This is a genomic window from Catenuloplanes nepalensis (genome assembly GCF_030811575.1).
Taxonomy (GTDB): Bacteria; Actinomycetota; Actinomycetes; order Mycobacteriales; family Micromonosporaceae; genus Catenuloplanes; species Catenuloplanes nepalensis.
Genome location: NZ_JAUSRA010000001.1, coordinates 7,721,243 through 7,745,750, shown reverse-complemented (window position 1 = coordinate 7,745,750; position 24,508 = coordinate 7,721,243). Strand labels below are relative to the sequence as shown.

Below are 24,508 nucleotides of genomic sequence, written 5' to 3'. Positions count from 1 at the left end.
CCCCCTGACCAGGGGGCCCTTTCTCATGGCAGCACGTAGTGCTCGGGCAGGCCGGGTGCGGGCTGCGCCAAGCCGTCGGTCACCAGCCCGGCCAGGGCCCGGGTTCGCTGCACCTCGTCCGGCCAGACCAGGTCGATCCGGTGCCGGGACACCGGCACGTCGGACTGCCGCAACACCGCCATGATCAGGCCACGGACGTGCCGATCCGTGCCCGCGTACTTCTGCGGGCGCCGCGTCGGACCCTCCGGCATCGGTCTGCCGGTCGCCTTCCAGGCGCAGGTGGACACCACCGGGCAGGCCGCGCAGCGCGGCGACCGGGCCGTGCAGATCAGCGCGCCGATCTCCATGAACGCGGCGCTGGCCCGCGCCGCCCGGGCCGGCTCGTCCGGCAGCAGCGCCTCGCAGGCCACCAGGTCCGCCGGGGTGGTCGCCGGGCCGGCGTCCGGCTCGCCGGCCACCGCGCGGGACACGAATCGGCGGACGTTCGTGTCCACCACCGGGTGCCGCTGCCCGTACGCGAACGTGGCCACCGCCCGGGACGTGTAGACGCCGATCCCGGGCAGCGCGAGCAGCAACTCCAGGTCGTCCGGGACCTCGCCGCCGTGCCGCTCCACGATCGCGGTCGCGCAGGCGTGCAGCCGCAGCGCGCGGCGCGGATAGCCCAGCCGGTCCCACATCCGGATCGCCTCGCCCGGTGGGTCCGCCGCCAGCGCGGCCGGCACCGGCCACCTCGCCATCCAGTTGCGCCAGGCCGGCAGCACCCGGACCACCGGCGTCTGCTGCAACATCACCTCGCTGACCAGGATGGACCAGGGCGAGGCGTCCGGTTCCCGCCACGGCAGATCCCGGGCGTTCAGGTCGAACCAGTCGATTGCGGTCTCAGCAATAGTCATCGCGCGACCATCCTGCCCGACGCGCTCAGCACCACGCACGTCGAGTGCCTTGCCGCGTCACTGTCCCGCACGCTGGACCCACCGGCGGGGGAACGCGCGCGGGAGCACCCGCGTCGGGGACACTGCACGGGTGCAGGAGCTTGCGATCACCGTCATCGGCCACGACCGGCCAGGCATCGTCGCCGACGTCGCCGGCGTGCTGGCCGGGCTCGGCGCCAACCTGACCGACTCCACCATGACCCGGCTGCGCGGCCACTTCGCGATGACGCTGGTCTGCAACGGACCGGAGCCGGCCGCGGTCGAGGTCGCGCTCGCGCCCCTCACCGCGGACGGGCAGTTGCTGGCCACGGTGCGAGCCGTGGAGCCGGACGCCGGAAACGCGCCGCACGGCGAGCCGTACCTGGTGAGCGTGCACGGCGCGGACCGGCTCGGCATCGTCGCGGCCGTCACCCGCGTGGTCGAGGAGGAGGGCGGCAACGTCACGGACCTCACCACCCGGCTGACCGGCCCGCTCTACCTGCTGATCGCGGAGGTCGACCTGCCGCCGGCCGCGGCCGACCGGCTCGCGGACCGGCTGCACGAGGTCGCGAAGACGCTGGACGTCGAGGTGACGCTGCGCCGCGCGGAATCGGACCTGCTGTGACCGCGCCGATCGACGACCTGGCCGGTTGGACGGCGGAGAGCCTGGGCGAGCCGGGCACGGTCCGGACCGTGGTCACGGCCCCGGACCCGCTGCTCAGCCGCGCCGGGTCCGAGGTGGACCCGTGCGACCCGGAGGTGATCCGGCTGGCCGCGGACCTGCTCGCCACGATGCGCGTCTCACCCGGCTGCGTCGGACTGGCCGCGCCGCAGGTCGGCGTGAGCGCGCAGGTCTTCTGCGTGGACGTCACCGGCCATCCGAAGGCGGTGACCGTGCACGGCGCGTTCGCGCTCTGCAATGCCACCGTGGTGGAGGCGAGCCGGTGGCGGCCCGGCCGTGAGGGATGCATGTCCGTACCGGACCTGACCGGCGACGTCAAGCGGGCCAGCCGACTCGTGGTCGAGGGTCAGCTGCCCGGCAGCGGCGTGACCGTCAAGTTCCCGGCCGACGGATTCGAGGCGCGGGCGCTGCAGCATGAGATCGATCACTGTGCCGGGCTGCTGTTCCTGGACAGGGTGGCCGGCGCGCACGCCGTCTACCAACGCAAGACCTACCTGTGAGGGATACTCACGGCGCGTCGCGCCGTCGGTTCGGGCGTCGCTCGATACGGTGACCCCATCATGAGAATGACGGTTGGACCCCACCCACCCGCCGTCTACTGGCGGAGACGCGCCGTTGTCATCGGCGCGCTACTCGTCGTCATCATGGTGATCGTCTACTCGTGCACCAGGGGCGGCGGCACCGACACGCCGACCGGTCAGGGAACGGGTACTCCGTCGCCGAATGCCGACGCCACCCCCACCTCCACGGCCAGCCCGGCGGTGCTGACGCCGCGCACCGACCCGCCTGGTCAGAGTCAGTCGTTCAACCCGGCGCCGGAGGGCGGCTCGGCCGGCCTGCCCCAGCCCGAGGACTCGCTCTTCCCGACCGCGGGCGCGGACGGGATCGTGGTCGGCGGCAACGGCGGCTGCGCGCAGGGCGCGATCACGATATCGGCGGCGACCGACCGGGCCAGCGTGGCGCGGGGCGCGGGGCTGCAGTTCGAGCTGAAGATCAAGAACGGGTCGGGTCAGGCCTGCACGCTCGACGTGGGCTCCCGCGAGCAGGAGATGTACCTGAAGCGGGGCGCGGAGACGATCTGGTCCTCGGACACCTGCGCGGACCCGGGCGTGTCCGACATGCGCACGTTCGCGCCGGGCGAGGAGACCACGATCGGCACCGCGGGCTGGAACGGCAAGTCGTCCGCCAAGTGCAGCAACGGCTCCGCGGCCGGCGACGCCCCCACGGCCGGCACCTACCAGCTCTTCGGCCGCCTCTCGCAGCAGACCACCAACCCCATAACGATCACGCTGAGCTGATGGTCGTCGCTGCGTTCCTCCGCTCGGGCGCTCGCGGGCGTCGCCGAGCCACCGGTTTTGCGAGGACAAGGAGCGCGTCCTCGCAGAATCGGCGTCTCGACGACGCCGCGCCCTGGCAGAGCTAGCTGGTCGTCGCTGCGCTCCTCCGGCTCGGGCGCTCGCGGGCGTCGCCGAGCCACCGGTTTAGCGAAGACGAGGAACGCGTCCTCGCAAGACCGGCGTCTCGACGACGCCGCGCCCTCACGGGAGGTTCTTGCGGCCTCAGACGTAGCGTTCGAGGATGCTGGCCTCGGCTAGGCGGGAGAGGCCCTCGCGGACGCTGCGGGCGCGGGCGTCGCCGACGCCGTCGACCGCCTGCAGGTCCTCGACCGTGGCGCCGAGCAGGCGCTGCAGGCTGCCGAAGTGGTCGACCAGGCGATCGACCACGCTACCGGGCAGCCGCGGCACCTTCGCCAGCAGCCGGTAGCCGCGCGGGCTGACCGGCGCGTCCAGTGCGTCGGACGCCGGCGGGTAACCGATCGACTTCGCGACCGCGACCAGGTCGATCAGATCGGTGGCGGTCAGCAGGTCCAGCTCGACCAGCGCCTCGTCCAGCGTGCGCGCCTTCCGGCCGGTCGGCAGGTAGTCGCGGATGACCAGCGTGCGGTCCGCGTCGACGCCGGCCATCAGCTCGTCCAGCTGCAGCGCGAGCAGCCGGCCGTCCGTGCCCAGCTCGACCACGTAACCCGCGATCTCGTCCGCGATGCGGCGGACCATCTCCAGCCGCTGCACCACCGCGACCGCGTCCCGCACCGTGACCAGGTCCTCGATCTCCAGTGCGGAGAGCGTGCCGGAGACCTCGTCCAGTCGCAGCTTGTACCGCTCCAGCGTGGCGAGGGCCTGGTTGGCCCGGCTGAGGATGGCGGCGGAGTCGTCCAGCACGTGCCGCTGGCCGTTCACGTACAGCCCGATGATGTGCATGGACTGGCTGACTGAGATCACCGGGTAGCCGGTCTGCTTGGCCACCCGCTCGGCCGTCCGGTGCCGGGTGCCGGACTCCTCGGTGTAGATGTCCGGGTTCGGCATCAGGTGCACGGCGGCGCGGACGATGCGGGTGCAGTCGCTGGACAGCACGATCGCGCCGTCCATCTTGCACAGCTCGCGCAGCCGGGTCGAGGAGAACTCCACGTCCAGCGCGAAGCCGCCGGTGCAGAGCGACTCGACGGTCGCGTCGTAGCCGAGCACGATCAGCGCGCCGGTGCGGCCGCGCAGGATGCGCTCCAGCCCGTCGCGGAGTGCGGTGCCCGGCGCCATCAGCGCGAGGTTGGCCCGGAGCGGGTCGCCGGCGCCGCCGGACCCGTTCAGCCCGGGGGATCCGTTCGTCACGGCGCGAGCGGGTGAGCCGACCACGCCGGCGCGGCCAGGAAGGCTCGCACCAGCGGGCTTGCTGGCATCTCGGTCGATCGGCACCCGCACAGTCTACGGACCGTCATCCACGAGCCGCCGTTGCGGTTCGGCCGCAACCCCACACAGTGATTATCTGTCACTCTGAGTAGCCTCACTCCGCCGAGAACCGGGCGGCCCACTGCAGTGCGCTCCGCAGGTCGCCGACCTCCTCTACCCGCATTCCGTCCGGCACAACCCCGGTCGAGGACGGCCCGCAGCCGGGCGGCACCAGCGCGAACCTGAAACCGAGCCGGGCCGCCTCGGCGAGCCGCCGGGGCACCGCGCCCACCCGGCGCACCTCTCCGGTCAGCCCGACCTCGCCGATCGCGGCCAGCGTCGGGTGCAGCGCGAGATTGAGCCCGCCGGACGCGACCGCGAGCGCCACCGCCAGGTCGGCCGCGGGCTCGACCACCCGGATGCCGCCGACCGTGGCCGCGAAGACCTCCTTGTCATGCAGCGTGAGCCGCTCGACCCGGCGTTGCAGCACGGCCAGCACCATGGCCAGACGGGCGCTGTCCAGCCCGGAGACGGTGCGCCGCGGCGAGCCCGGGACCGTGCCGCCGATCAGCGCCTGGACCTCGGTGACCAGCGCACGCCGGCCCTCCATGGCGACCGTCACACAGGTGCCCGGCACCGGCTCGGAGTAGCGCGTCAGGAACAGGCCGGACGGGTCGGAGAGGCTGCTGATGCCGCCCTCGTGCATCTCGAAGCAGCCCACCTCGTCGGCCGCGCCGAACCGGTTCTTGATGCCGCGGACCAGACGCAGCGACGAGTGCTTGTCGCCCTCGAAGTGCAGCACCACGTCGACCAGGTGCTCCAGCACGCGCGGACCGGCCACGTTGCCGTCCTTGGTGACGTGACCGACCAGCACGGTCGCGATACCGCGCTCCTTCGCGATGCTGACCAGCGTGGCGGTGACCGCGCGGACCTGGGTGACGCCGCCGGACACGCCCTCGGCCGTGCCGGTGGAGATGGTCTGCACCGAGTCGACGATCAGCAGGCCCGGCTTGACCGCGTCCAGATGGCCGATGACCGCGCCGAGGTCGCTCTCGGCCGCGAGGTAGAGCTCGTCGTGCAGCGCGCCCATCCGCTCCGCGCGCAGCCGCACCTGGCTGACCGACTCCTCGCCGCTGACCACCAGCGACGGCGTCTCGCCGGCCTCGGCCCAGCGCTGCGCCACGTCGAGCAGCAGCGTGGACTTGCCCACGCCCGGCTCGCCGGCCAGCAGCACCACGGCGCCGGGCACCATGCCGCCGCCGAGCACCCGGTCGAGCTCCGGCACGTGCGTCGGGCGCGCCTTGGCCGGTGCGGCGCTGATCTGCGAGATCGGGCGGGCCGGCTCCGCGGGCATGCGCGAGCTGACCACCTTGCCGGAGACGACCGGGCCGGGCGCCGCCTCGATCACCGAGCCCCACTCGCCGCACTCCGGGCAGCGGCCGACCCACTTGGGCGGCTGATGCCCGCAGGCATCGCACTGATAGGTCGGCCGCGGCTCGCGGGAGCCGCCGGAGCGGGGGCGGGCCGAGGAGGCGCCGCGCGGAATCGGTCGGGTCACGGCAGCAACGTTAGCCACCTCCCCCGACAGAAGAGCCCGTCCCCCGGCGTGGGGGACGGGCTCGAAGCCTGGGAGCGCCGGGCTAGTGGCCCTCGCCCTCCTCCTCGTGCGGAGTCTCGCGCGGTGCCGGCGTCAGCGGGATGTCCACCGGCGTCGGAACGGTCAGCAGCTCGCTTGCGGCGCCGCCCTCCTCCGTGGCCTGGAACGTGAGCGTGACCGACATGCCGCTGCGCAGCGCCGCGGCGAGGCCGACCAGCGTCAGCCGCTCCGCGCTCTCCGACGTGAAGATCACCGCGCTGTTCGCCGGGATCTCCACGGTCGCGGCCCGGCCCGCCGGAGCGGTGGCCGCGGAAGTCTGCGACGGCGACGCCGAGGCCGCGCCCCCGGAGGCTGAGCCGGACGCGTCGGGCGAGGCCGAACCGGGCGTCTCCGGCTCCTCCCCCGCGTCGGCGGACGGCGATCCGGACGGGCTCGCGCCGGCCGATGTCTCGGCCGAAGGAGAGGTCTCAGCCGGGGCCGACGGCGATCCGCCGCCGACGATCTGCACCGCGCGTGCCGTGGTCACGGTCGGGTTCGCGCCCTCGGCCGGGGCGCCGATGCCGATCGCGACGGTCATCGGGTTGGCGGTCTGGTTGATCAGCGTCACGTGCACCGGCGCGTTGCCACCGGCCGGGTAGCCCTCGACACCCTCGTACGCCACGGCGAGCCCGCGGACCGCGAGCTTCCCGTCGGCGGAGTCGGCGGAGACACTCGCGACCGACGGCGCCTTCATCGCGGTCTCGGCGATCTGCCCGGCACTGCAGCCGGTCACCGCCAGAGCGACCGCTGCGGCTCCCACCGCGAGGCGCAGGGCCCGGCGGCCTACCGTCATCGAGCGCGTCACGTCGGTCCTCCTCGAACTGCCAGAACGCGAGCTTGGCCGGGCTTCAGCCTAGTTGGCCGTGATCCGCTTCGTGAGCCGACCCGCCAACTGCGCCGCGCTCAGCCCACCGCACCGCCCACGACCAGCAGAATCACGTCGATCAGCGCGACCGCGAGGACGGATCGGAACGTGGCGTGCGACCGGTGCCCGCGCGCAGCGGCGGCCCGGCCGGCCAGCCATCCGGCGGTCAGCGCCACGACCGCCGCGACCAGCGCGGCCGTGCCCACCCAGGACGGCGGGCCCGGCGGTCCGAACGCGAGCGTCACGGTCGCGGCGAGCAGCAGCACGGCCGCGGCTAGCCGGGACGCGGTCGCGCCGAGGCGGTGCGGCAGTCCCCGTACCCCCGTGGTCAGGTCGTCCTCGAGGTCCGGCAGCACGTTGGCGAAGTGCGCGCCGCCGCCGAGCAGCCCGCCGGCCACGACCAGCCACGCCGGGGGTGTGGGCGCGCCGGGCAGCGCCAGCACCACGAACGCGGGCAGCGCGCCGAACGAGACCACATAGGGCAGCACCGACAGCGGCGTGCGCTTCAGCGGCGCGTTGTAGAGCAGCGCGGAGACCAGCGCCAGCGTGATGCAGGCCGCGGCCGGCAGCGTGGTGAACAGACCCAGCACGGGTACGGCCAGCGCCGACACCAGCGCGGCCACGCCGACCGCGGTACGGCTCACCGTGCCGGTCGCGACCGGCTTGTCGGCCCGCCCGACGGTCCGGTCCCGCGCCGCGTCGAGCCAGTCGTTGCTCCATCCGACCGCGGCCTGACTGGCCAGCACGGTCGCGGTGACCAGCGCACCGCTCGCGAGCGAGTGCCCGGCACCGGCCCCCAGCAGCGCGCTGACCGCGGTGACGGCGAGCCCGGGCTCGGGATGGGAGGCACGGAACAATCCTCGGAGGGCCATGAGCCGCAGTCTGGCCCTTCTCGCCGACTCGTGCCAGGCTCGACGGATGGCCCCGCCCCGGACCGCGGTGCGCAACGACCCCCGGCAGTACGACGCGCTCGCCGGGGAGTGGTGGCGTCCGGGTGGCCTGTTCGAGCTGCTGCACTGGCTGGCCGCCGCGCGTGCCGAGCTGATCCCGCCCGCGTCCCGGGACGGCGCGGTGCTGGTCGACGTGGGCTGCGGCGCCGGCCTGCTCGCCCCACACGTGGCCGGGCACGGTTATAGGCACGTCGGTGTCGATCTCAGCGCGGCCGCGCTCGCGCAGGCGCGGGCGCGGGGCGTCACCCCGGTCCGGGCGGACGCGGCCCGGCTCCCGCTGCCGGTCGCGGTCGCGGACGTGGTGGTCGCGGGCGAGCTGCTGGAGCACGTGCCGGACCTGCCGGCCACGGTCGCGGAGCTGTGCCGGGTGCTGCGCCCGGGCGGCCTGCTGGTGCTGGACACGCTGAACGACACGCCGCTGAGCCGGCTGCTCACGATCACCGTCGCGGAGTTCCTGGTGCCCCGGTCGCGCGGCATCCACGACCCCGCGTTCTATGTGGATCCCGCGCGCCTGACCGAGCTCTGCGCCACACACGGTGTACGGCTGCGCATCCGGGGTATCCGACCGAGCCTGCCCGCGCTCGCCGGCTGGCTGCTGGGCCGGCGACCGCCGGAGCGTGCCCGTCGCATGCGTCCGATCAGGTCGACCGCCGTCGCGTACCAGGGAATGGGGCGAAAAGAGTGGTGATCATAGGTGGGATGGGTGTGGCGCTTCCGCCGTCCGCCGATCAGGACGAGCTGTGGTCCGGCTACTTCGCGGCGCACTACCAGGGCCGGACCGCCGCGATCGCGGAGCGGATCTTCGCGAACTCCGGCGTGCGCACCCGCCAGGCCGCGGTCAACCCGCTCACCGAGGACGTCTCCGGCTGGTCGACCGAGCAGCGCATGCGCCGCTACCAGGAGGAGGCGCTGCCGCTCGGCAAGGAGGCGGTGGAGCGGGCGCTCACCTCGGCCGGCCTGGCCGCGGCGGACGTCGGCCTGTTCGCGGTCTGCTCCTGCACCGGCTACGCCACGCCGGGCCTGGACATCCTGCTCGCCCGGGACCTGGGCATGTCGCCGCGCACCCAGCGGCTGTTCATCGGGCACATGGGCTGTTACGCCGCGCTGCCCGGCATCGGCGCGGTCTCCGACTTCGTGACCGCGCGCGGCCGCCCGGCGCTGCTGCTCTGCGCGGAGCTGACCAGCCTGCACATCCAGCCGCCCGCGGCGAGGCTGGAGACCCAGCAGGTGGTCTGCCACGCGCTCTTCGGCGACGCCGCCGTAGCCGTCGTGCTGCGGCCCGAAGAGCCGAACCAGCGGGGGTACGCCGTGCGCGAGGTCGCCGCGGTCACCGACCCGACGACCGCGGACCACATGTCGTGGCAGGTCACCGACCTCGGTTTCCGGATGGGCCTGTCCAACCGGGTGCCGCAGGTGCTCGCCCGGCACGTCCGTCCGATGGTCGACGACCTGCTCGCCGGGCACGGGCTGACCGTGGCGGACGTGGACGGCTGGGCGGTGCACCCGGGCGGGCCGCGCATCCTGGACACGGTGCAGCGGCAGTTGGAGCTGCCGGACTCGGCGATGGCCGCGTCGCGCGAGGTGCTCGCCACCTACGGCAACTGCTCGTCGCCGACCGTGCTGCTGATCCTGGACGCGCTGCGCCGCCGGCCCGAGCCGCCGCGCCGGGTGCTCGCCCTCGCGTTCGGCCCGGGCCTCACGCTGTACGCCGTGCTGATGGAGCTGGTCTGACGGACCCTCAGGCGAGCTGCTCCAGCGTGACCCGGTATTCGTCCGCGGTGGTGGCGGCCGGGACCGTGCGCAGAATCTCGTTCCGGTCGTCGACCAGCACCACGGCGCCGCCACCGGTGGGCTCCGGCAGGTCCGTGACCGTGCGCAGCGAGCCGGCCTGGTCGAGCAGGCTGAGCAGGCCGGGCAGCGGCGTGCCGGGCGCCCCGGAGGCGGGGAGCCGGCTCACCGCGACCACGCGCACGCCGGCCGGCGCGGCGCGCAGCGTCTCGGAGAGCAGCCGGTCGCAGGCGCACCCGTCGGTGATCACGAACACGGCCGGGAGCAGGGCGCGCAGCGGCGTACTGCTGCCGTCCGCCGCGACCAGGTCGAGCGCGGGCAGCGTGCGCCCCGGGCTGGGGGTGTGGCCGGCCGCGGTGCGCTGCGCGGCCGGTGTGCGCGGCTGACCGAGCCAGCTCACGAGGAACAGACTCGTCAGCGTAGTGATGACGGCGATCCCCATGATCACCAGTGGGATCCGGAGCGCGGTCTCGCTCGGTGGCCGGACGAAGCGGCTCAGGAACGCGCGGCGGGTGACGATTGGGGCGGGTGGCTCGGGCCGGTGCCGCTCGCGCAGCTCGCGCCGGACGGCCGCGGCCTCGTCGGCGAGTGCGGAGGCGTCGTCCGGTATGACTATCGATCGCCACTCGGGAGGGAGTTCGGGCAGGTCACTGTCGTCCGGAGGAGGAACGTCGCCGTTGCCGCCAAGCGTGCCCATCTGCGCCCCCTGACCGCCCGCCGGAAGTGACTCGGGGTCCACCTCATAGCGTCTCGCACCCGGGCGTTCACCGCCAGTGGGGCACGGGGTGGCCATCGGCGATAGAATGGGGCCGCCGCATCGTTGAGCCACGACCTTCCGCAAGACCGTGCAAGTTTTTTCTGGCCAGGATTTCTCGCCTCAGCCGGACCGTCCGGACCGCCCTCGGCGCTCCGTTTCGTCCCGGATGGGGAGAGCTCGATCCAGACGTGCTGATCTGTCCGACCTTAGCGACTGTCGATCTCGACGGTCACCGCAGGTCGGTGATGTATTGGTCACGCTGCGTCAGCGAATCATCTGAATGGCGCGCTGTCAAGCCCGAGAAAGACCTTTCACAGGGTCTCTGAGCTGCGCAAATGGTCAGGGTCGGGGTGGGACATCGGTGTCCGACCGTGTTACGCTAGACACAGCGAAAGGGGTTTCGAACCTATGGTTTTCAGTGTCGGCGAGACCGTTGTTTACCCCCACCACGGGGCCGCACTCATCGAGGCTATCGAGACTCGGGTCGTCAAGGGCGAGGAAAAGCTCTACCTCGTCCTGAGGGTCGCTCAGGGTGACCTGACGGTGCGGGTTCCCGCTGAGAACGCCGAGATCGTCGGTGTGCGCGAAGTGGTCGGAGAAGAAGGCCTCGGCAAGGTCTTCGATGTTCTCCGCGCCCCGCACACCGAGGAGCCGACCAACTGGTCGCGGCGCTACAAGGCAAACCTGGAAAAGCTGGCCTCCGGCAACCCGCTGAAGGTCGCCGAGGTCGTCCGTGACCTGTGGCGTCGTGAGCGTGAGCGGGGCCTCTCCGCCGGTGAGAAGCGCATGCTGGCGAAGGCCCGGGACATTCTCGTCGGCGAGGTGGCGCTCGCGGAGAAGAGCACCAAGGACGAGGCGGAGACGCTTCTCGACAAGGTCCTCACCGAGGCCTGATCACCGGGCCTGCACAAATGCCCAGCACCACCCCTGATAAACGACAGGACCGCGACGTGACCGCGCACCTTGACCCGCGCGGTGACGTCGCGGTCCTTGTTCCTGCTGCCGGTGCCGGTGTCCGGCTCGGCCCGGGCGGCCCGAAGGCGTTGCGTCTGCTCGGCGGTGAGCCGCTGCTGGTGCACGCGGTGCGCCGGGTCGCCACCGCGCGCGGGGTCCGCCGGATCGTGGTCGCCGCGCCCCCGGCGGACGTCACGTTCGTGATCGGGCTGCTCGCGCCGGTCGCGGAGGTGACGGTCGTCCCCGGCGGCGCCGACCGGCAGTCCTCGGTCTCCGCCGCGCTCGCCGCCGTGCCCGCCGAGGTCGACGTCGTCCTCGTGCACGACGCGGCCCGGGCGCTCGCACCGGCCGCGCTGGTCGAATCCGTGGCCGCGGCCGTGCGGAACGGTGCCGGTGCGGTGATCCCGGTGCTTCCGGTGGTCGACACGATCAAGGAGGTCGACGCGTCCGAGACCGTGCTCGGCACCGTCGACCGGTCCACGCTCCGCGCGGTGCAGACCCCGCAGGGCTTCCGGCGCGACCTGCTCGTCGCCGCACACGCGGCCGCGGTCGCGGCACACACCGACGACGCCGGCATGGTGGAGAAGCTCGGCGAGCGCGTGGTCTGCGTGCCCGGCTCCGACCTGGCCATGAAGATCACCCGTCCGATCGACCTGGTGCTGGCGGAGCACCTGCTGACCCATGAGGCAGGATCCACCGCGTGATCATTCCGATGGTGGGTGTGGGGACCGACGTGCACGCGTTCGAGGCCGGACGGGAGTGCTGGGTCGCCGGCCTGCACTGGCCCGGCGAGACCGGTCTGGCCGGCCACTCCGACGGCGACGTCGCCGCGCACGCGGCCTGCGACGCGCTCTTCTCCGCGGCCAACCTCGGCGACCTGGGCAGCAACTTCGGCACCGACCGCCCGGAGTGGTCCGGCGCCTCCGGCGTGGCGCTGCTCACCGAGGCCGCGTCCCGGGTCCGCGCGGCCGGCTTCGAAATCGGCAACGTCTCCATCCAGGTGATCGGCGTCCACCCGAAGATCGGCAAGCGCCGCGACGAGGCCCAGCGCACGCTCACCGCCGCCGCCGGCGCCACCGTGACCGTCTCCGGCACCACCACGGACGGCCTCGGCCTCACCGGCCGCGCGGAGGGCCTGGCCGGCATCGCCGTCGCGATGATCTACCACCGCTAGCGCGGCCAACAGAAGACCAGGACCACAGAGGCCTTCTTCCCGCTCCCGGCGTGGTGACGTGCTGATCTACCACCGCCAGCGCGGCCAACAGAAGATCAGGATCACAGAGGCCTTCTTCCCGCTTCCGGCGTGGTGACGTTCCGAGTGCTCCCGCGGGCACCGGTCGTCGCTGGCGCTCCTCCCTGCCGGTCTCGCCGCTGGTCACCACAACCCACGCGCGTGCCGAAACCCCATGCCGTCAGCGGCGCCGAAGCCCTGCGGCACGCATCGATCCGCTTCCTGTCGCGGACTCCGCCGGGCACCCCATGCCCGAAATCTCCCTCTCAAAGGGATGAGTCATCCCTGGCCGCCCCGACGCACCCAGGGCAGGCCGGGCGGATGGTGTCGCGTGCGTACGTGGCGCCGCAACAGGGCCGACATATGGCTAAATTTCGGGCGCACAGCGCTCGGCTCGCATGGTCGTGCGGCTCGCGTGGTGGTGCGGCTCGCGTGGTGGCGCGAGGTGCGTGGTGGTGCGGGGATGCGTGGCGGTGCGGGACGCGGCGTGGGGCGGGCTTTGAGCGTGGGGTGGCGGGGAGTGGCGCTGCGGCAGTGATCGGAGTGGGGGTGGTGGCCGCGTGGGGTTCCGTGGGCAGTGGCGGGGAGTGGCGCTGCGGCAGTGATCGGAGTGGGGGTGGTGGCCGCGTGGGGTTCCGTGGGCAGTGGCGGGGAGTGGCGCCGCGGCAGTGATCGGAGCGGGGGTGATGGCCGCGTGGGTTCCGTGGGCAGCGGCGGGACCGGTGCCCGCGGGAGCACTGGGAAGGTGCCCACGCCGGAAGCGGGAAGATCGAGGGCCTGGGTTCGGGTTCTGTCGTCGTTGGTGATCCGGCGGTGGGGCGTCGTAGAGGTGCTCGCATAAGCTCGGGGCGTGCCGAGCGACGCCGCCCCCGACAGCACGCCCGACCGGACCCCGGACGAGGGCCCCGACTCCGTCAGCGCGAACGAGCACGTGCAGCGTGCCGCGCTGCTCGCGGATCTGGAGGCCTACCCGGACGCGATCGTGGAGTTGGAGGCCGCGCTCGCGCTGGAGCCGGGCGATCCCTGGACGCGGGCGATGCTGGCCCGCGTCTACCTGGCCATCGGCCGCCCGGCGGACGCGCTGGTGAGCGCGGACCAGGCGGTCGAGGCCGCGCCCGGGCAGGTGGCTCCGCTGGTGGTGCGCGGCATCGCGCTGGTCGAGTTGCAGCGCTTCGCGGAGGGCGCGCAGGTCGCCGAGGAGATCCTGCGGATCGGCCCGCAGGAGGCGTATGCGCAGCGCACCGGCGCCGCGCTGCTCAGCGAGACGCGCAACGGCCAGGTGGCGCTGGACACGGCGTGGCACGCGGTCACGCTCGCGCCGACCGAGCCGGAGAGTCACCTGGTGCTCGCGGTCGTCGCGGCCCGGCTGCACCAGTTCGACCTGGCCGAGCGGGCCTACCGGGAGGCGATCCGGCTGAATCCGGACCTGGAGCAGGCCGGCGCCGACTCCGGTCTGTTGCGGCTGGAGCAGCGACGATACGCACGGGCGCTGGCCGGGATCGCCGCCGAGGCGTCGAAGGAGGAGCCGGTCGCGTTCGATCCGCGGGCACGGGAGACCGCCACCCAGACGCTCGGCCGGACCACGCGCGAGGTGCTGCACCGGACGCTGCTGGGTGCGGGCGGTGGCGCGCTGATCGTGGCGTTGCTGGTCGCGTTCAGCGCCTCGGTGGACGGCGCGCTGTCCCGGTTCGCGGCCGTCTCGCTGACCGTGCTCGGCGCGATCGCGGTGGTGCTCTACCTGGCGCGGATTCCGCGGATGGTGCGGGAGGGCTTTCCGGGGCTGCTACGCGCGGAGCGGCCGCTGCTGATCGCCCTGGTCGCCACGGCCGCGATGCCGTTGCTGTTCCTGGTGTACGCCATGATCGGCACGCCGTGGCCGCTGGTGCTGGCGATCGCGTTCGGCGCGGCCGCGGAGCTGATCGTCTTTCACCGGTCCCGCCGGTTCTGACCCGCTGCTCTTGTCGGCCGTTCAAGACTTCCATTAGGTTCAATAGCCGTGCCACCGGGGTTGATACCGCCGCTGCTCGCGGGGCTGGTGGATGACGCGGCCCTGGCCTCCGGCGGCACCACGCCGCTCGACGCAGCCGCGATCATCGACGCCGCGGCGGTTCACCGTGAGCACGTCTCGGGGTGGTATGCGTCTTTGACCGGCCCGCTGCTGCTCCCGGCGTCCGCCGTGTCCGTGCTGCCGCGCAGCGATCCGGAGCCGCTGGAGATCGCGGTGATCGCGGACACCGGCCTGGACGGCTTCCTCGCTGCCCGGGACCGGCTGGCCCGGCACTTCACGATCCGCCAGGTCGAGGTCGCGGTGGCGAAGCGGGGCGAGGACCCGCAGCCGGGCCTGCACCGCCTGATCCGCGTGCTGGCCTCCGGCGCGGCACCTCGGGGCTACGCGGAGATCCCGCTCAGCTGGGGCCTGCTCGGCGCGCTGGACACGGTGGCCTCGGCCCGCGCGGCCGGTGCGCCGGTGGCCGCGAAGTTCCGCACCGGCGGGCTCGCGGCCGAGCTGTTCCCGACGCCGGTCGAGCTGGCCGCGGTGATCTGCGCCTGCCGCGAGCGGGAGCTGCCGTTCAAGCTGACCGCCGGGCCGCACCACGCGCTGCGCAGCGCGGATCCGGAGACCGGCTTCGTGCACCACGGCTTCCTGAACGTGCTGGTCGGCACGCTGCTGGCGGTGGAGGGCGGCGAGGTCGCGGACGTGGCCGAGGCGCTGGCGGCGACCGACCCGGTGCGGCTGATCGAGCCGGTCCGTGCGCGTCAGAGCCGGCCACGGCCGCTGTGGGAGGGCTTCGGCGCCGCGGCCGTTGTCGATCCGCTGACCGATCTGATCCGATTCGGGCTGGTTGACGGCGGGTTCGATTAGCCGGATCGGAGGAATTCCTGTCCGTCACCGTGGTGGGGTCGCTACTCTGCGGCGGTAGGGCTGGTGTGCTCCGGTCAGGGGTGGGTGGCCGGGACGGCAGCCGGGGGAGAGGGCGGACCATGTCGACCATCGCGGTCACCCGGACGATCAAGGCGCCCGCCGCGCGGGTGTGGCGGGTCTTCACGGATCTGCCGGGCCGCGCCGGCTGGCTCTCCACGGTCGACCACGTCGAGGTGCTCACCCCCGGTGACCTGCGGGCCGGGTCGGCCTGGCAGGAGACGCGGCACATGCCGGACGGCGCGCGTGTCACCGAGGAGTTCCGGGTCGAGGAGTGCGACGAGGGCGCCCGGTTCGTGGTCAGTTCGCCCGGCATCGGCGCGGAGTACCGAATGACGTACACGTTCACGCCGATCCGGGAAGGCCGGCACCGTGGCGAGACCGCGGTGACCGCGGTGCAGGAGGGCGCGCCGCTCGAACCTCGGGGCCGGCTGCTCGCGCTGGTCCTCGGCGGGCTCGCGGCGATGGTCTCCGAGGGAGCGCTCCGGCAGGACCTGCACGATCTGGCGATCGCGGTCCGCGAGCCGGTACGACAGGAAGCACTGGCCCGTCCACGGTAGGGTTCTCCGCGTGCGCGAGGAGGCGGAGAAGAAGAGCCGGTCCATCTGGTGGCAGGCGTCGCTCGCGGCGTTTGTCCTGGTCGTCCTGGGTGTGATAGCGGTCGTCCGGGTGCTCCCGCCGGCCGAGGTGCGCACCGTCACACCGGTCGCGAACGCCGCGCCGATCGAGCGGAAGACCGGCACCGCCGGCCTGCTCTACTCGGCGCCGCTGATCGTCGACGGCGACACCCGGGTCTATGCGAGCGCCCGGCAGGTGCGCGCGGACTCGCCGGTTGCCGCCCGGACCGAGCGGACCCCGGCCTGGACGTTCCGGCGCTGGCCGCAGAGCGTGCTCGGCGTGGTCGAGGCCGGCGGCGTCGTGGTCAGCCGCTGGACGGACGGCGAGCTGGTCGGCATCCGTGCGAGCGACGGCGAGATCGTTTGGCGCGCGCCCGGGCCGGAGTCGGCGCCGGACGCGGCGCCGGCGACACCGCGGCGCACCGGCGAGGAACTGGTCTGGACCCCGGCCGATCTCTACACGGCCACCGACTCGGGCGGGGACGAGCTGATCGTGGTGCGCGGCGCGGTCGCGGTCCGGGTCTTCGAGGCGGCCACCGGCCGGGAGCGCGCGCCGATCGGCGCGACCTGCGGACCGGCGAGCTTCACCACGGCGAGCGGCGGGTTCGCCTGCCGCACCGCGACCGGCCTGACCGTCTACGACCTGGCCGGTGGCGCGGCCCGCGAGTGGGTGGCGGCCGGCGAGGTCACCGCGGACTCGTGCCGGCTCGGCGCGTCGGAGTGCGCGCTGGTCCGGGACGGCGGTAAGGCCTACCGGTTCGCGGCCGACGGCGTGCTGGCCGCACCGGCGGCGGACGCACCGGGCGCGAAGGTGCTCGGCGAGGTCGTCTACATCACGGACGGCGCGCGGACCGCGACCGCCCGCAACCTGGCCACCGGCGCGGAGATCTGGACCTGGCCGGGCCGGACCTGGGACGAGGAGCTGCGGGTGCTGGCCGTGCAGCCGGGCCGCGTGCACCTGCTCAACGCGGCGGACCGGCTGATCACGCTGGACGCGGCGACCGGCACGCAGCTCTCGCTCTTCGCGTTCGGCGTGCCGACCTCGAAGAACGAGCCGACCCGGGAGCGGCACTGGACGCCGGGCACGGCGTACGCCACGGATGGCCTGGTCGTGACCGTGCGCCGCAAGCTGGACGCGCCGGACACGGCGGAGGACAAGGACTACTACTTCGCCGGCGAGGGTGTCGCCGTCGCCGTGAGCTGAGCGTTCAGACCAAGATCGAGGCGTCCCCCACGTCGCTGGAACGACCTGGGGGACGCCTCGAATCACGCTAGAGGGCGTCGGCGGCGGCCGTGAGGAACGCGTCGTTCTCCGCGGCGGTGCCGATCGTGACGCGCACGCCGTCGCCCTGGAACGGGCGGACGATCACGCCGCGCGCCTCGCAGGCGGCGCCGAACGCGGCGGACCGGTCGGCCATCGGCAGCCAGACGAAGTTGGCCTGGCTCTCGGGCACGTCCTGGCCGAGTTTGCGCAGCTCCGCAGTGAGCCGGTCACGTTCGCCGACCACCAGCGCGCAGCGGCGGCGCACCTCGTCCTCCTGCCGCAGCGCGGCCAGCGCGGCCGCCTGGGCCAGCAGGTTCGTGGAGAACGGCGTGGTCACCTTGCGGACCGCGGCCGCCACCTCGGGCGCCGCGACGAGGAAGCCGATCCGCAGGCCGGCCAGGCCCCACGCCTTGGAGAGCGTGCGCAGCACGGCCACGTTCGGCCGGCCGGCGTAGGTGTCGATGCCGTCCGGCACGTCCGGGTCCGTGTTGAACTCCCGGTACGCCTCGTCCAGCACCACCAGCACGTTCGCCGGTACCGCGTCGAGGAATCGGTCGATCTCCGCGCGACGCAGGCTGGTACCGGTCGGGTTGTTCGGGTTGCAGACGAACACCAGCCGGGTCCGGTCGGTGATCGCGGCGGCCATCGCGTCCAGGTCGTGGCCGTGCGTGGCCGTGTTCGGGACCCGGACCGCGGTGGCGCCGACCGAGGCGGCCACGATCGGGTACGCCTCGAACGAGCGCCACGCAAAGATGATCTCGTCGCCCGGCAGGCAGGTGGCGCGCGCCAGGTTCTCGCAGATCGCCACGGAGCCGCAGCCGGTGACGAGCCGGTCCGCGGGCACGCCGTACCGCTCGGCGAGCCGGTCCCGCAGCTCGACCGCGGCCAGGTCCGGGTAGCGGTGGGTGCCCGCGGCGGCCGCGGTGATCGCCTCCACCACGCCGGGCAGCGGCCCGAACGGCACCTCGTTGCTGGCGAGCTTGATCGCCTCCGCCATGCCCAGGTCACGAGCCAGGTCGGCCGGGCTGCGGCCGGGCACGTACGCCGGGATCGCGTCCAGGTCGGCGCGGGTCAGCCGGGTCATCGGTCACCTCCGGTGGTGTCGGTGCGGCTCCCGGGATCGGCCGGATGCCGCGCCGGGTTCGTCCCGGGCTGCCCCACGGTCGCCGGGGCGCCGGTCGTGTTCCTCGGCAGCTGGACCACCACGGTCTGCGCGACCCGGTCGTGCCAGGCACGCTGCATGTGCCGGTCGAACAGCGGGGACAGGCCGTCGAGCAGCTGCCAGAGCAGGCCGATGCCGCAGCAGGACCAGAACAGCGTGGCGGTGCCGTAGAGGTTCCAGCGGCGGAACGCGCGGCCGAAGCCCGGCGTCGCGCCGTCCTCCAGCGCGATGGTCTTGATGCCCATCAGCCGCTTGCCGAGCGTCTGGCCGGAGTTCGCGATCTGCGGCACCTCGTAGGCGAACCACACCATCGCGGTGACCACCAGCATCGCCAGTTGCAGGAAGCTGAACCGGTCGGAGGCGGTCGGCATCACCGGGTTCTCGCCGCGGTTGGTCGCGGCCACGTACTCGGAGGCGAGCGGCAGGTACACCTGTAGCTCCTGGAAGAACTGCACCAGGAACCACGAGTTCGCGATCAGGACCAGCACGGTGAGCACGCCGAGGTCGATCAACCGCGCCACGAACCGGGCGCCGTAACCGGCCAGCGGCATGCCGTGCGGCAGCACCGGCGCCGGCACCCACCCGGGCGGCGGATAGCCAGGCGGATATCCAGGCTGCCAGCCGGGCGGCGGCGCACCGTGCGGCCAGCCGGGGGGCGCACCCGGCGTGCCCTGCGGCCAGCCGGGCGCGGGGTGCGCGGGCGCCTGCTGCGGCGGTGCGGCCGTGCGGCCGACGGGCCAGCCCTGCGGGCCGCCGTCCCGGGCCGGTGGGGTGCCGTCGACGCCGGTCACGGACGGGGCCTGGGGCGCGGGGACGGGCTCCGGTGGCGGCGGTCCGTCCGGCGGCGTCGCGTCCGCGGGCAGCGGCGCGCCCAGCCAGCCCTCCCCGTCCCACCAGCGCTGGGTGGACGGGTCCGCGGGATCCTTGTACCACCCGGGGGCGATGTCGCTCACTGGAACACCCCGCCGGGCATCGGTGTGCTGCTCACCGGAGAAACCTTAACCACCGTGGTCGACGCGGCCTTGTCGTGGAGGCACTGCTGGTACGGCTTGTCCCAGAGCTGCCACAGCCCGTCGAGGTAGCTGCCGCCCGGCACGAAGCCCAGGCCGATCGTCGCGCCCCAGCGCTTGACCGCGTCGCCGCGGCTGATGCCGTGCCCGGGCGACTGACCCAGGCGCACGATGTACAGCTTCATGAACCGCTTCCCCAGCGTCTGGCCGCTCCTGAGCACGAACTCGACGTGGTAGAGGTAGCTGATCGCCAGGCCCAGGACGAACGCGACGCCCATCGAGATGAAGAGCGACGCGAGGTACGCGGGGACCGCCTCCTCGTTGGTGGTGCCGTTCGGCCCGGTCAGCGCGAATGCCTGCATGGTGACGTAGATGGTGAGCGGAATCGTGTAGATCATGGCGGCCGCGCCGAGGATCAACGCATCGATGAGGTACGCGGCGAGCCGCTCGCCGAACGGGGCGAGCACCGGCGGCGGTGCGGAATATCCGGGATAACCGGTATATGCGGGTGGGGGGCCCGAGTACTGCGGATTCACCGGGCCAGTCTCCCAGGTCGCGCTGAGGAATGCCTGCGAGCTATCTGACGAGCAGGTCCATCAGCCGCTCCAGCTCCGCGGCCGGATCCACGGTCAGCCCGGTGTGCACCGGCCCGGTCTGGATGATCGTGCTGCGCGGCGCTGTCAGCCAGCGGAAACGCTCGCCCGGCCGCAGGCCGGCGGCCGGGCCGCAGACCGCGTCGCCCGCGGTGGTGACCTCGAACGACCGCAGCGCGCCGAGCACCGCGTCCGCGTCGGCGGTGCGGTCCAGCGCGCGCAGCCGGTCGAGATCCAGCGCGGTGCGCGCGGCCAGGAAACCGGTGCGCTGGCAGTAGAGGATCACGCCCACGTTGATCTGCTCACCGCGCTCGACCCGGGGCAGTACGCGGATCACCGCGTACTCGAAGAGCTGCCGATCCGTCACTTCGCCACCTCCGCCGGGAGCCAGGCGTCCCGGCCGGACGCGCGGGTCAGCAGGTGATCGCGGTACGCCGCACGCACGCCGTCCGCCGTGGCGAGCGCCGGGTCCTCGCTGTCCGGCGCGGCCAGCCAGCCGTCCGGGACCAGCGCCAGCACCTCGGTCAGCAGCTCGCGGGTGATCTGCGGCCCGAGCGACGCGTCGGCCTCGGCCAGCCGGGTGGCGAACGGCGCGAGCACGTGGTCGCCGCCCTTGAACGGCCGGTGCACCACAGCGCCGGCCCGCGGCCAGTTGTGGTGGAAGTAGAGCGCGGCGCCGTGGTCGATCAGCCATAGCCCGCCGTCGGCCCAGGTCAGCATGTTCGGGTTGCGCCAGCTGCGGTCCACGTTCTCGACGAACGCGTCGAACCAGACGATCCGCGAGGCGAGCAGCGGGTCGAGTGGGTGCGCGAGCGGGTCGAAGTTGAGCGCGCCGGGCAGGAAGTCCATCCCGAGGTTGTCGCCGCCGGAGTGCTTGAGCAGCTCCTGGATCTCCTGGTCCGGCTCGGCGCGGGCGATCACCGGGTCCAGCTCCAGCACCACCAGCTCGGGCACGGGCAGGCCGAGGCGGCGGGCCAGCTCGCCCGCGATCACCTCGGCGACCAGCGCCTTCGGGCCCTGGCCGGCGCCGCGGAACTTGACCACGTAGGTGCCGAGGTCGTCGGCCTCGATCACGCCGGGCAGCGATCCACCCTCACGGAGCGGTGTGACATACCGCGTTCCGACAACTCGGCGAAGCATGGTCAACAGCTTACGGCGTACCCCCGATGGAGGGATTTGGTCTTGTTTGTTATGGACAGGCGGGAAATGTGCAAGCGAGCCCTGACTGAAAACCCTGGTTAGCGTGATCGCGTGGCGAAGGGCCGGCGTCCGTGCGTGAGGTGCTGGCTGATCCTTGCCGTCATCGCGCTGGTGACGCTGGCGCTGACCAACGTCTGGAACCCCTGGCCCGGCATGTGGGCCTGGGTGAACCAGAGCGGCACGCTCGCCGAACCGGCTCCGCTCTGGCAGCAGCGGGTCGGCGCGCTGCCACGCACGGTCACGATCGCCGGGAGTGCCGTGATCATCGACCGGGGCGACGCGGTCGAGGGACGTGCGCTCGCCAGCGGCGGCCTGGCCTGGGAGAAGACCGGGATCAGCTGGAACGCGGTGGCCGGTGACGGGGATGGCTCGGTGGTGCTGACCGGCGAGATGCTCACCAAGGGCTACCAGGTGCTCAACCCCTACGACGGCTCCGTGCTGCGGACCAGCGCGGACGCGGTCGGCGTCTGGACGTACCGGAATCTGGTGATCGACGTCCGGTGTTTCGCGGCGAAGGACTGCGTGCTGTCCGCCTGGGATCCGCGCGGGACCGCGCCGCGCTGGTCGACGGACCTGCCCGGCATTCAAGTCGGCCTGAACGCGGACAACCCGAGGTCCTTCGGTACGGAGCTGCTGACCGCGCCGCGGGTGAGCGCGGACGCGGGCGGCCCGCAACCCGCCCCCGGCCTGCTCGGGCTGCCGATCGACGGCAAGGTGTTCGTGGTCGAGACCGGCACCGGCCGGGTCGCCCGGGTGGCGGATCCGGGCCGGGAGGAGCGGGTGACCACGGCCGGCGGCCGGGTGATCCGGGTGCTCGCCCAGTCCGCGGACGGCACCTGCTACTTCACGGTCACCGGGCACGAGGCGGGCACCGGCCGGGAGGTCTGGCGGCAGACCGCGTTGAACCTGCGCACCACGGAGAGCGCGGGCTGCGCGCAGCGGTCCGATCCGAGCGGCGGCCGCAACGTGGTGCTCGGTGTGGCGCCGGACCGCCGCGAGGTGATCGTGGACATGTACGACGGCCGGCTGCTGTGGACCGGCGACCCGGGCGACCGGGTGCTCTCGGTGGACGACCGGTTCGCGGCCGTGCACACCGAGGACAGCCGGATGCTGCGCGGGTACGTGCTGGGCACGGACAGCGTGGCCTGGTCCCGTGATGCCGACGCCGACACCAGGGCCTCGATCGCCCGGTACGCCGTGATCGTGGTCGAGGCGGACCCGGATCGCGTGATCGCGCTCGCACCCGCGAGCGGCGCCGTGCTGGCCGAGGTGAGATCCGGCGCGGACGTGCTCGCGGCCGGCCCGGCCGGACTGATCATCGGGGACGGTCGTGACATCGGTTATGTGCCGTACGGTTCGCAACTTGCCGATGGTGGGACTTCCGACCAAACGGGCGCTCCGCCCGCCGACGCGGCCTGCACGGACCCGGCACAGCCCGATTGCGGCCTCTCCGGCAAGTAGCCACGGACCGGTCACCGAAGCCGTGCCCGGACTGGCCTAGGCTTGCGGCTCATGAGCAGTGCCGCCGCCTTCTCCCACGCCCCCCTGCTGCCGCTCGGGGATGACCTGACCGAATACCGCCTGGTGAGCGACGAGGGAATCGACGTCGTCAACGGGCCGGGCGGGCGCCGCTTCCTGACCGTCGAGTCGTCCGTGCTGACCCAGCTCACCACGGAGGCGATGCACGACATCGCTCACTACCTGCGCCCGGCGCACCTCACCCAGCTGCGGTCCATCATCGACGACCCGGCCGCCTCGCCGAACGACCGCTTCGTCGCCACCGACCTGCTGCGCAACGCGAACATCGCGGCCGGTGGCGTGCTGCCGATGTGCCAGGACACCGGCACCGCGATCGTGGTCGGCAAGCGCGGCCGGCACGTGCTGACGGACGGGCTGGACGAGGAGGCGATCGCGCACGGCGTCTACGACGCGTACACCCGGCTGAACCTGCGCTACTCCCAGCTCGCGCCGCTGACCATGTGGGACGAGAAGAACACCGGGACCAACCTGCCGGCGCAGATCGAGCTGTACGCGGAGGACCCGGGCGGGCAGCCGGACGCGTACAAGTTCCTGTTCATGGCCAAGGGCGGCGGCTCGGCCAACAAGTCGTACCTCTACCAGGAGACCAAGGCGCTGCTGAACCCGACGCGGATGATGCAGTTCCTGGAGGAGAAGCTGCGCCTGATCGGCACCGCGGCGTGCCCGCCGTACCACCTGGCGATCGTGGTCGGCGGCACCTCGGCGGAGCACGCGCTGAAGACCGCGAAGCTGGCCAGCGCGAAGTACCTCGACACGCTGCCCACCGCGGGCTCGATGCTCGCGCACGGCTTCCGCGACCTGGAGTTGGAGGCCGAGGTGCTGGAGCTGACCCGCCAGTTCGGCATCGGCGCGCAGTTCGGCGGCCGGTACTTCTGCCACGACGTGCGCGTGGTCCGGCTGCCCCGGCACGGCGCGTCCTGCCCGGTCGCGATCGCGGTCTCCTGCTCGGCCGACCGCCAGGCGGTTGCCAAGATCACCCCGTCCGGCGTGTGGCTGGAGCGGCTGGAGACCGACCCGGCCCGGTTCCTGCCGGACGTCACGGACGAGACGCTCGCGACGGACGAGGTAGTGCGGGTCGACCTCAACCGCCCGATGGACGAGATCCGCGCGGAGCTGTCGCGCTACCCGGTGAAGACCCGGCTCTCGCTGAGCGGGCCGCTGGTGGTGGCGCGCGACATCGCGCACGCGAAGATCGCCGAGCTGCTCGACGACGGCGGCGAGATGCCGCGCTACCTGCGCGATCACGCGGTCTACTACGCCGGACCGGCGAAGACCCCCGAGGGGTACGCGTCCGGCTCGTTCGGCCCGACCACGGCCGGCCGGATGGACGCCTACGTCGAGAAGTTCCAGGCCGCGGGCGGCAGCATGGTGATGCTGGCCAAGGGCAACCGCTCGCGCGGCGTGACCGAGGCCTGCCACCGGTACGGCGGGTTCTACCTCGGGTCGATCGGTGGCCCGGCCGCGCGCCTGGCCCAGGACTGCATCCGCCACGTCGAGGTGCTCGAATACCCCGAGCTGGGCATGGAGGCGGTCTGGAAGATCGAGGTGGAGGACTTCCCGGCGTTCATCGTGGTGGACGACAAGGGCAACGACTTCTTCGCCGAGGTCACCAAGCCGGTCCTGACCGTTGGCCGCCGGTAATCCCTCGTGACGTGTTGGCCGCATGCCCGTCCCGTCGTGATGACGTGCGGACGGGCAGGCGACCACCC

At 73.0% G+C, this 24,508-nt stretch carries 25 protein-coding genes; 14 read left to right on the top strand and 11 right to left on the bottom strand.

Annotated features, from left to right (window positions below; genetic code table 11):
• Nucleotides 1-23: 23 nt before the first annotated feature.
• Entirely contained in the window at nucleotides 24-893 is an 870-nt protein-coding gene (locus tag J2S43_RS33440) for an iron-sulfur binding domain-containing protein (protein ID WP_306835946.1), read from the bottom strand.
• A gap of 130 nt (nucleotides 894-1,023) precedes the next feature.
• Here J2S43_RS33440 and J2S43_RS33435 point away from each other — a divergent pair, with 130 nt between their 5' ends.
• The 3 genes from J2S43_RS33435 to J2S43_RS33425 all read left to right on the top strand — a co-directional run bounded on the left by J2S43_RS33435 (nucleotide 1,024) and on the right by J2S43_RS33425 (nucleotide 2,891).
• Nucleotides 1,024-1,536 (top strand): glycine cleavage system transcriptional repressor, encoded by a 513-nt coding sequence (locus J2S43_RS33435; RefSeq protein ID WP_306835944.1) that lies wholly within the window; start codon nucleotides 1,024-1,026, stop codon nucleotides 1,534-1,536.
• On the top strand, nucleotides 1,533-2,093 hold the full coding sequence (locus J2S43_RS33430; RefSeq protein ID WP_306835942.1) for a peptide deformylase: 561 nt from the start codon (nucleotides 1,533-1,535) through the stop codon (nucleotides 2,091-2,093). Before J2S43_RS33435 ends, J2S43_RS33430 begins: the two co-directional genes overlap by 4 nt.
• Nucleotides 2,094-2,159: 66 nt before the next feature.
• A complete protein-coding gene (locus J2S43_RS33425; RefSeq protein ID WP_306835940.1) occupies nucleotides 2,160-2,891 on the top strand; it encodes an RAD23 family protein in 732 nt (243 codons plus the stop codon).
• A gap of 261 nt (nucleotides 2,892-3,152) precedes the next feature.
• Here J2S43_RS33425 and disA read toward each other — a convergent pair whose 3' ends face one another.
• The 4 genes from disA to J2S43_RS33405 all read right to left on the bottom strand — a co-directional run bounded on the left by disA (nucleotide 3,153) and on the right by J2S43_RS33405 (nucleotide 7,686).
• A complete protein-coding gene (disA, locus tag J2S43_RS33420) occupies nucleotides 3,153-4,340 on the bottom strand; it encodes a DNA integrity scanning diadenylate cyclase DisA (RefSeq protein WP_306835936.1) in 1,188 nt (395 codons plus the stop codon).
• An 88-nt stretch (nucleotides 4,341-4,428) separates the two neighbouring features.
• On the bottom strand, nucleotides 4,429-5,871 hold the full coding sequence (gene radA, locus J2S43_RS33415; RefSeq protein WP_306835935.1) for a DNA repair protein RadA: 1,443 nt from the start codon (nucleotides 5,869-5,871) through the stop codon (nucleotides 4,429-4,431).
• A gap of 82 nt (nucleotides 5,872-5,953) precedes the next feature.
• Nucleotides 5,954-6,754, bottom strand: coding sequence for a hypothetical protein (locus J2S43_RS33410; protein ID WP_306835933.1), 801 nt, complete (start codon nucleotides 6,752-6,754; stop codon nucleotides 5,954-5,956).
• 98 nt (nucleotides 6,755-6,852) lie between these two features.
• Entirely contained in the window at nucleotides 6,853-7,686 is an 834-nt protein-coding gene (locus tag J2S43_RS33405; protein WP_306835931.1) for a UbiA family prenyltransferase, read from the bottom strand.
• A 46-nt stretch (nucleotides 7,687-7,732) separates the two neighbouring features.
• On the opposite strand from J2S43_RS33405, the gene J2S43_RS33400 reads away from it, so the two are divergent.
• Both J2S43_RS33400 and J2S43_RS33395 read left to right on the top strand, forming a co-directional pair.
• Nucleotides 7,733-8,452, top strand: coding sequence for a methyltransferase domain-containing protein (locus J2S43_RS33400; RefSeq protein ID WP_306835929.1), 720 nt, complete (start codon nucleotides 7,733-7,735; stop codon nucleotides 8,450-8,452).
• Between the two features lie 11 nt (nucleotides 8,453-8,463).
• On the top strand, nucleotides 8,464-9,495 hold the full coding sequence (locus tag J2S43_RS33395) for a type III polyketide synthase (protein ID WP_306835927.1): 1,032 nt from the start codon (nucleotides 8,464-8,466) through the stop codon (nucleotides 9,493-9,495).
• Nucleotides 9,496-9,502: 7 nt separating this feature from the next.
• On the opposite strand, the gene J2S43_RS33390 is transcribed toward J2S43_RS33395, so the two are convergent.
• Complete coding sequence (locus J2S43_RS33390; protein ID WP_306835925.1) at nucleotides 9,503-10,249, bottom strand: hypothetical protein; 747 nt, start codon at nucleotides 10,247-10,249, stop codon at nucleotides 9,503-9,505.
• A 468-nt stretch (nucleotides 10,250-10,717) separates the two neighbouring features.
• On the opposite strand from J2S43_RS33390, the gene J2S43_RS33385 reads away from it, so the two are divergent.
• The 7 genes from J2S43_RS33385 (at nucleotide 10,718) to J2S43_RS33355 (ending at nucleotide 17,235) form a co-directional block, all read left to right on the top strand.
• Nucleotides 10,718-11,203: a CarD family transcriptional regulator gene (locus tag J2S43_RS33385; protein ID WP_033342403.1), complete on the top strand. Its 486-nt coding sequence runs from the start codon at nucleotides 10,718-10,720 to the stop codon at nucleotides 11,201-11,203.
• 56 nt (nucleotides 11,204-11,259) lie between these two features.
• Nucleotides 11,260-11,967, top strand: coding sequence for a 2-C-methyl-D-erythritol 4-phosphate cytidylyltransferase (gene ispD, locus J2S43_RS33380; RefSeq protein ID WP_306835922.1), 708 nt, complete (start codon nucleotides 11,260-11,262; stop codon nucleotides 11,965-11,967).
• 8 nt (nucleotides 11,968-11,975) lie between these two features.
• The gene (gene ispF, locus J2S43_RS33375; RefSeq protein WP_306839630.1) at nucleotides 11,976-12,437 is read left to right on the top strand and encodes a 2-C-methyl-D-erythritol 2,4-cyclodiphosphate synthase; all 462 of its coding nucleotides are present in this window, start codon (nucleotides 11,976-11,978) and stop codon (nucleotides 12,435-12,437) included.
• Nucleotides 12,438-13,344: 907 nt separating this feature from the next.
• Nucleotides 13,345-14,442, top strand: coding sequence for a tetratricopeptide repeat protein (locus J2S43_RS33370; protein WP_306835920.1), 1,098 nt, complete (start codon nucleotides 13,345-13,347; stop codon nucleotides 14,440-14,442).
• Between the two features lie 63 nt (nucleotides 14,443-14,505).
• Nucleotides 14,506-15,357, top strand: coding sequence for a hypothetical protein (locus J2S43_RS33365; protein ID WP_306839627.1), 852 nt, complete (start codon nucleotides 14,506-14,508; stop codon nucleotides 15,355-15,357).
• 119 nt (nucleotides 15,358-15,476) lie between these two features.
• The gene (locus J2S43_RS33360; protein ID WP_306835918.1) at nucleotides 15,477-15,974 is read left to right on the top strand and encodes an SRPBCC family protein; all 498 of its coding nucleotides are present in this window, start codon (nucleotides 15,477-15,479) and stop codon (nucleotides 15,972-15,974) included.
• 10 nt (nucleotides 15,975-15,984) lie between these two features.
• Nucleotides 15,985-17,235, top strand: a complete 1,251-nt coding sequence (locus tag J2S43_RS33355) for an outer membrane protein assembly factor BamB family protein (protein WP_306835916.1) — start codon at nucleotides 15,985-15,987, stop codon at nucleotides 17,233-17,235.
• A 67-nt stretch (nucleotides 17,236-17,302) separates the two neighbouring features.
• Here the strand turns inward: J2S43_RS33355 and hisC are convergent, their stop codons facing one another.
• Genes hisC through J2S43_RS33330 form a run of 5 tightly spaced genes read right to left on the bottom strand, consistent with a single transcriptional unit; the run spans nucleotide 17,303 to nucleotide 21,200 of the window.
• On the bottom strand, nucleotides 17,303-18,379 hold the full coding sequence (hisC, locus tag J2S43_RS33350; protein ID WP_306835914.1) for a histidinol-phosphate transaminase: 1,077 nt from the start codon (nucleotides 18,377-18,379) through the stop codon (nucleotides 17,303-17,305).
• Nucleotides 18,376-19,410, bottom strand: coding sequence for an RDD family protein (locus J2S43_RS33345; RefSeq protein WP_306835912.1), 1,035 nt, complete (start codon nucleotides 19,408-19,410; stop codon nucleotides 18,376-18,378). The genes hisC and J2S43_RS33345 overlap by 4 nt, the downstream gene beginning before the upstream one ends.
• Nucleotides 19,407-20,003 carry an RDD family protein gene (locus J2S43_RS33340; protein WP_306835910.1) on the bottom strand — a complete coding sequence of 199 codons (597 nt, stop codon included), beginning with the start codon at nucleotides 20,001-20,003 and terminating at the stop codon, nucleotides 19,407-19,409. Before J2S43_RS33340 ends, J2S43_RS33345 begins: the two co-directional genes overlap by 4 nt.
• A gap of 40 nt (nucleotides 20,004-20,043) precedes the next feature.
• Nucleotides 20,044-20,427 carry a DUF3037 domain-containing protein gene (locus J2S43_RS33335; RefSeq protein ID WP_306835908.1) on the bottom strand — a complete coding sequence of 128 codons (384 nt, stop codon included), beginning with the start codon at nucleotides 20,425-20,427 and terminating at the stop codon, nucleotides 20,044-20,046.
• Nucleotides 20,424-21,200 carry a HipA family kinase gene (locus J2S43_RS33330; RefSeq protein WP_306835907.1) on the bottom strand — a complete coding sequence of 259 codons (777 nt, stop codon included), beginning with the start codon at nucleotides 21,198-21,200 and terminating at the stop codon, nucleotides 20,424-20,426. Before J2S43_RS33330 ends, J2S43_RS33335 begins: the two co-directional genes overlap by 4 nt.
• Before the next feature lie 111 nt (nucleotides 21,201-21,311).
• On the opposite strand from J2S43_RS33330, the gene J2S43_RS33325 reads away from it, so the two are divergent.
• Both J2S43_RS33325 and J2S43_RS33320 read left to right on the top strand, forming a co-directional pair.
• Nucleotides 21,312-22,721 (top strand): PQQ-binding-like beta-propeller repeat protein, encoded by a 1,410-nt coding sequence (locus tag J2S43_RS33325; RefSeq protein WP_306835906.1) that lies wholly within the window; start codon nucleotides 21,312-21,314, stop codon nucleotides 22,719-22,721.
• A gap of 51 nt (nucleotides 22,722-22,772) precedes the next feature.
• Nucleotides 22,773-24,440 (top strand): fumarate hydratase, encoded by a 1,668-nt coding sequence (locus J2S43_RS33320; protein ID WP_306835904.1) that lies wholly within the window; start codon nucleotides 22,773-22,775, stop codon nucleotides 24,438-24,440.
• Nucleotides 24,441-24,508 lie beyond the last annotated feature (68 nt).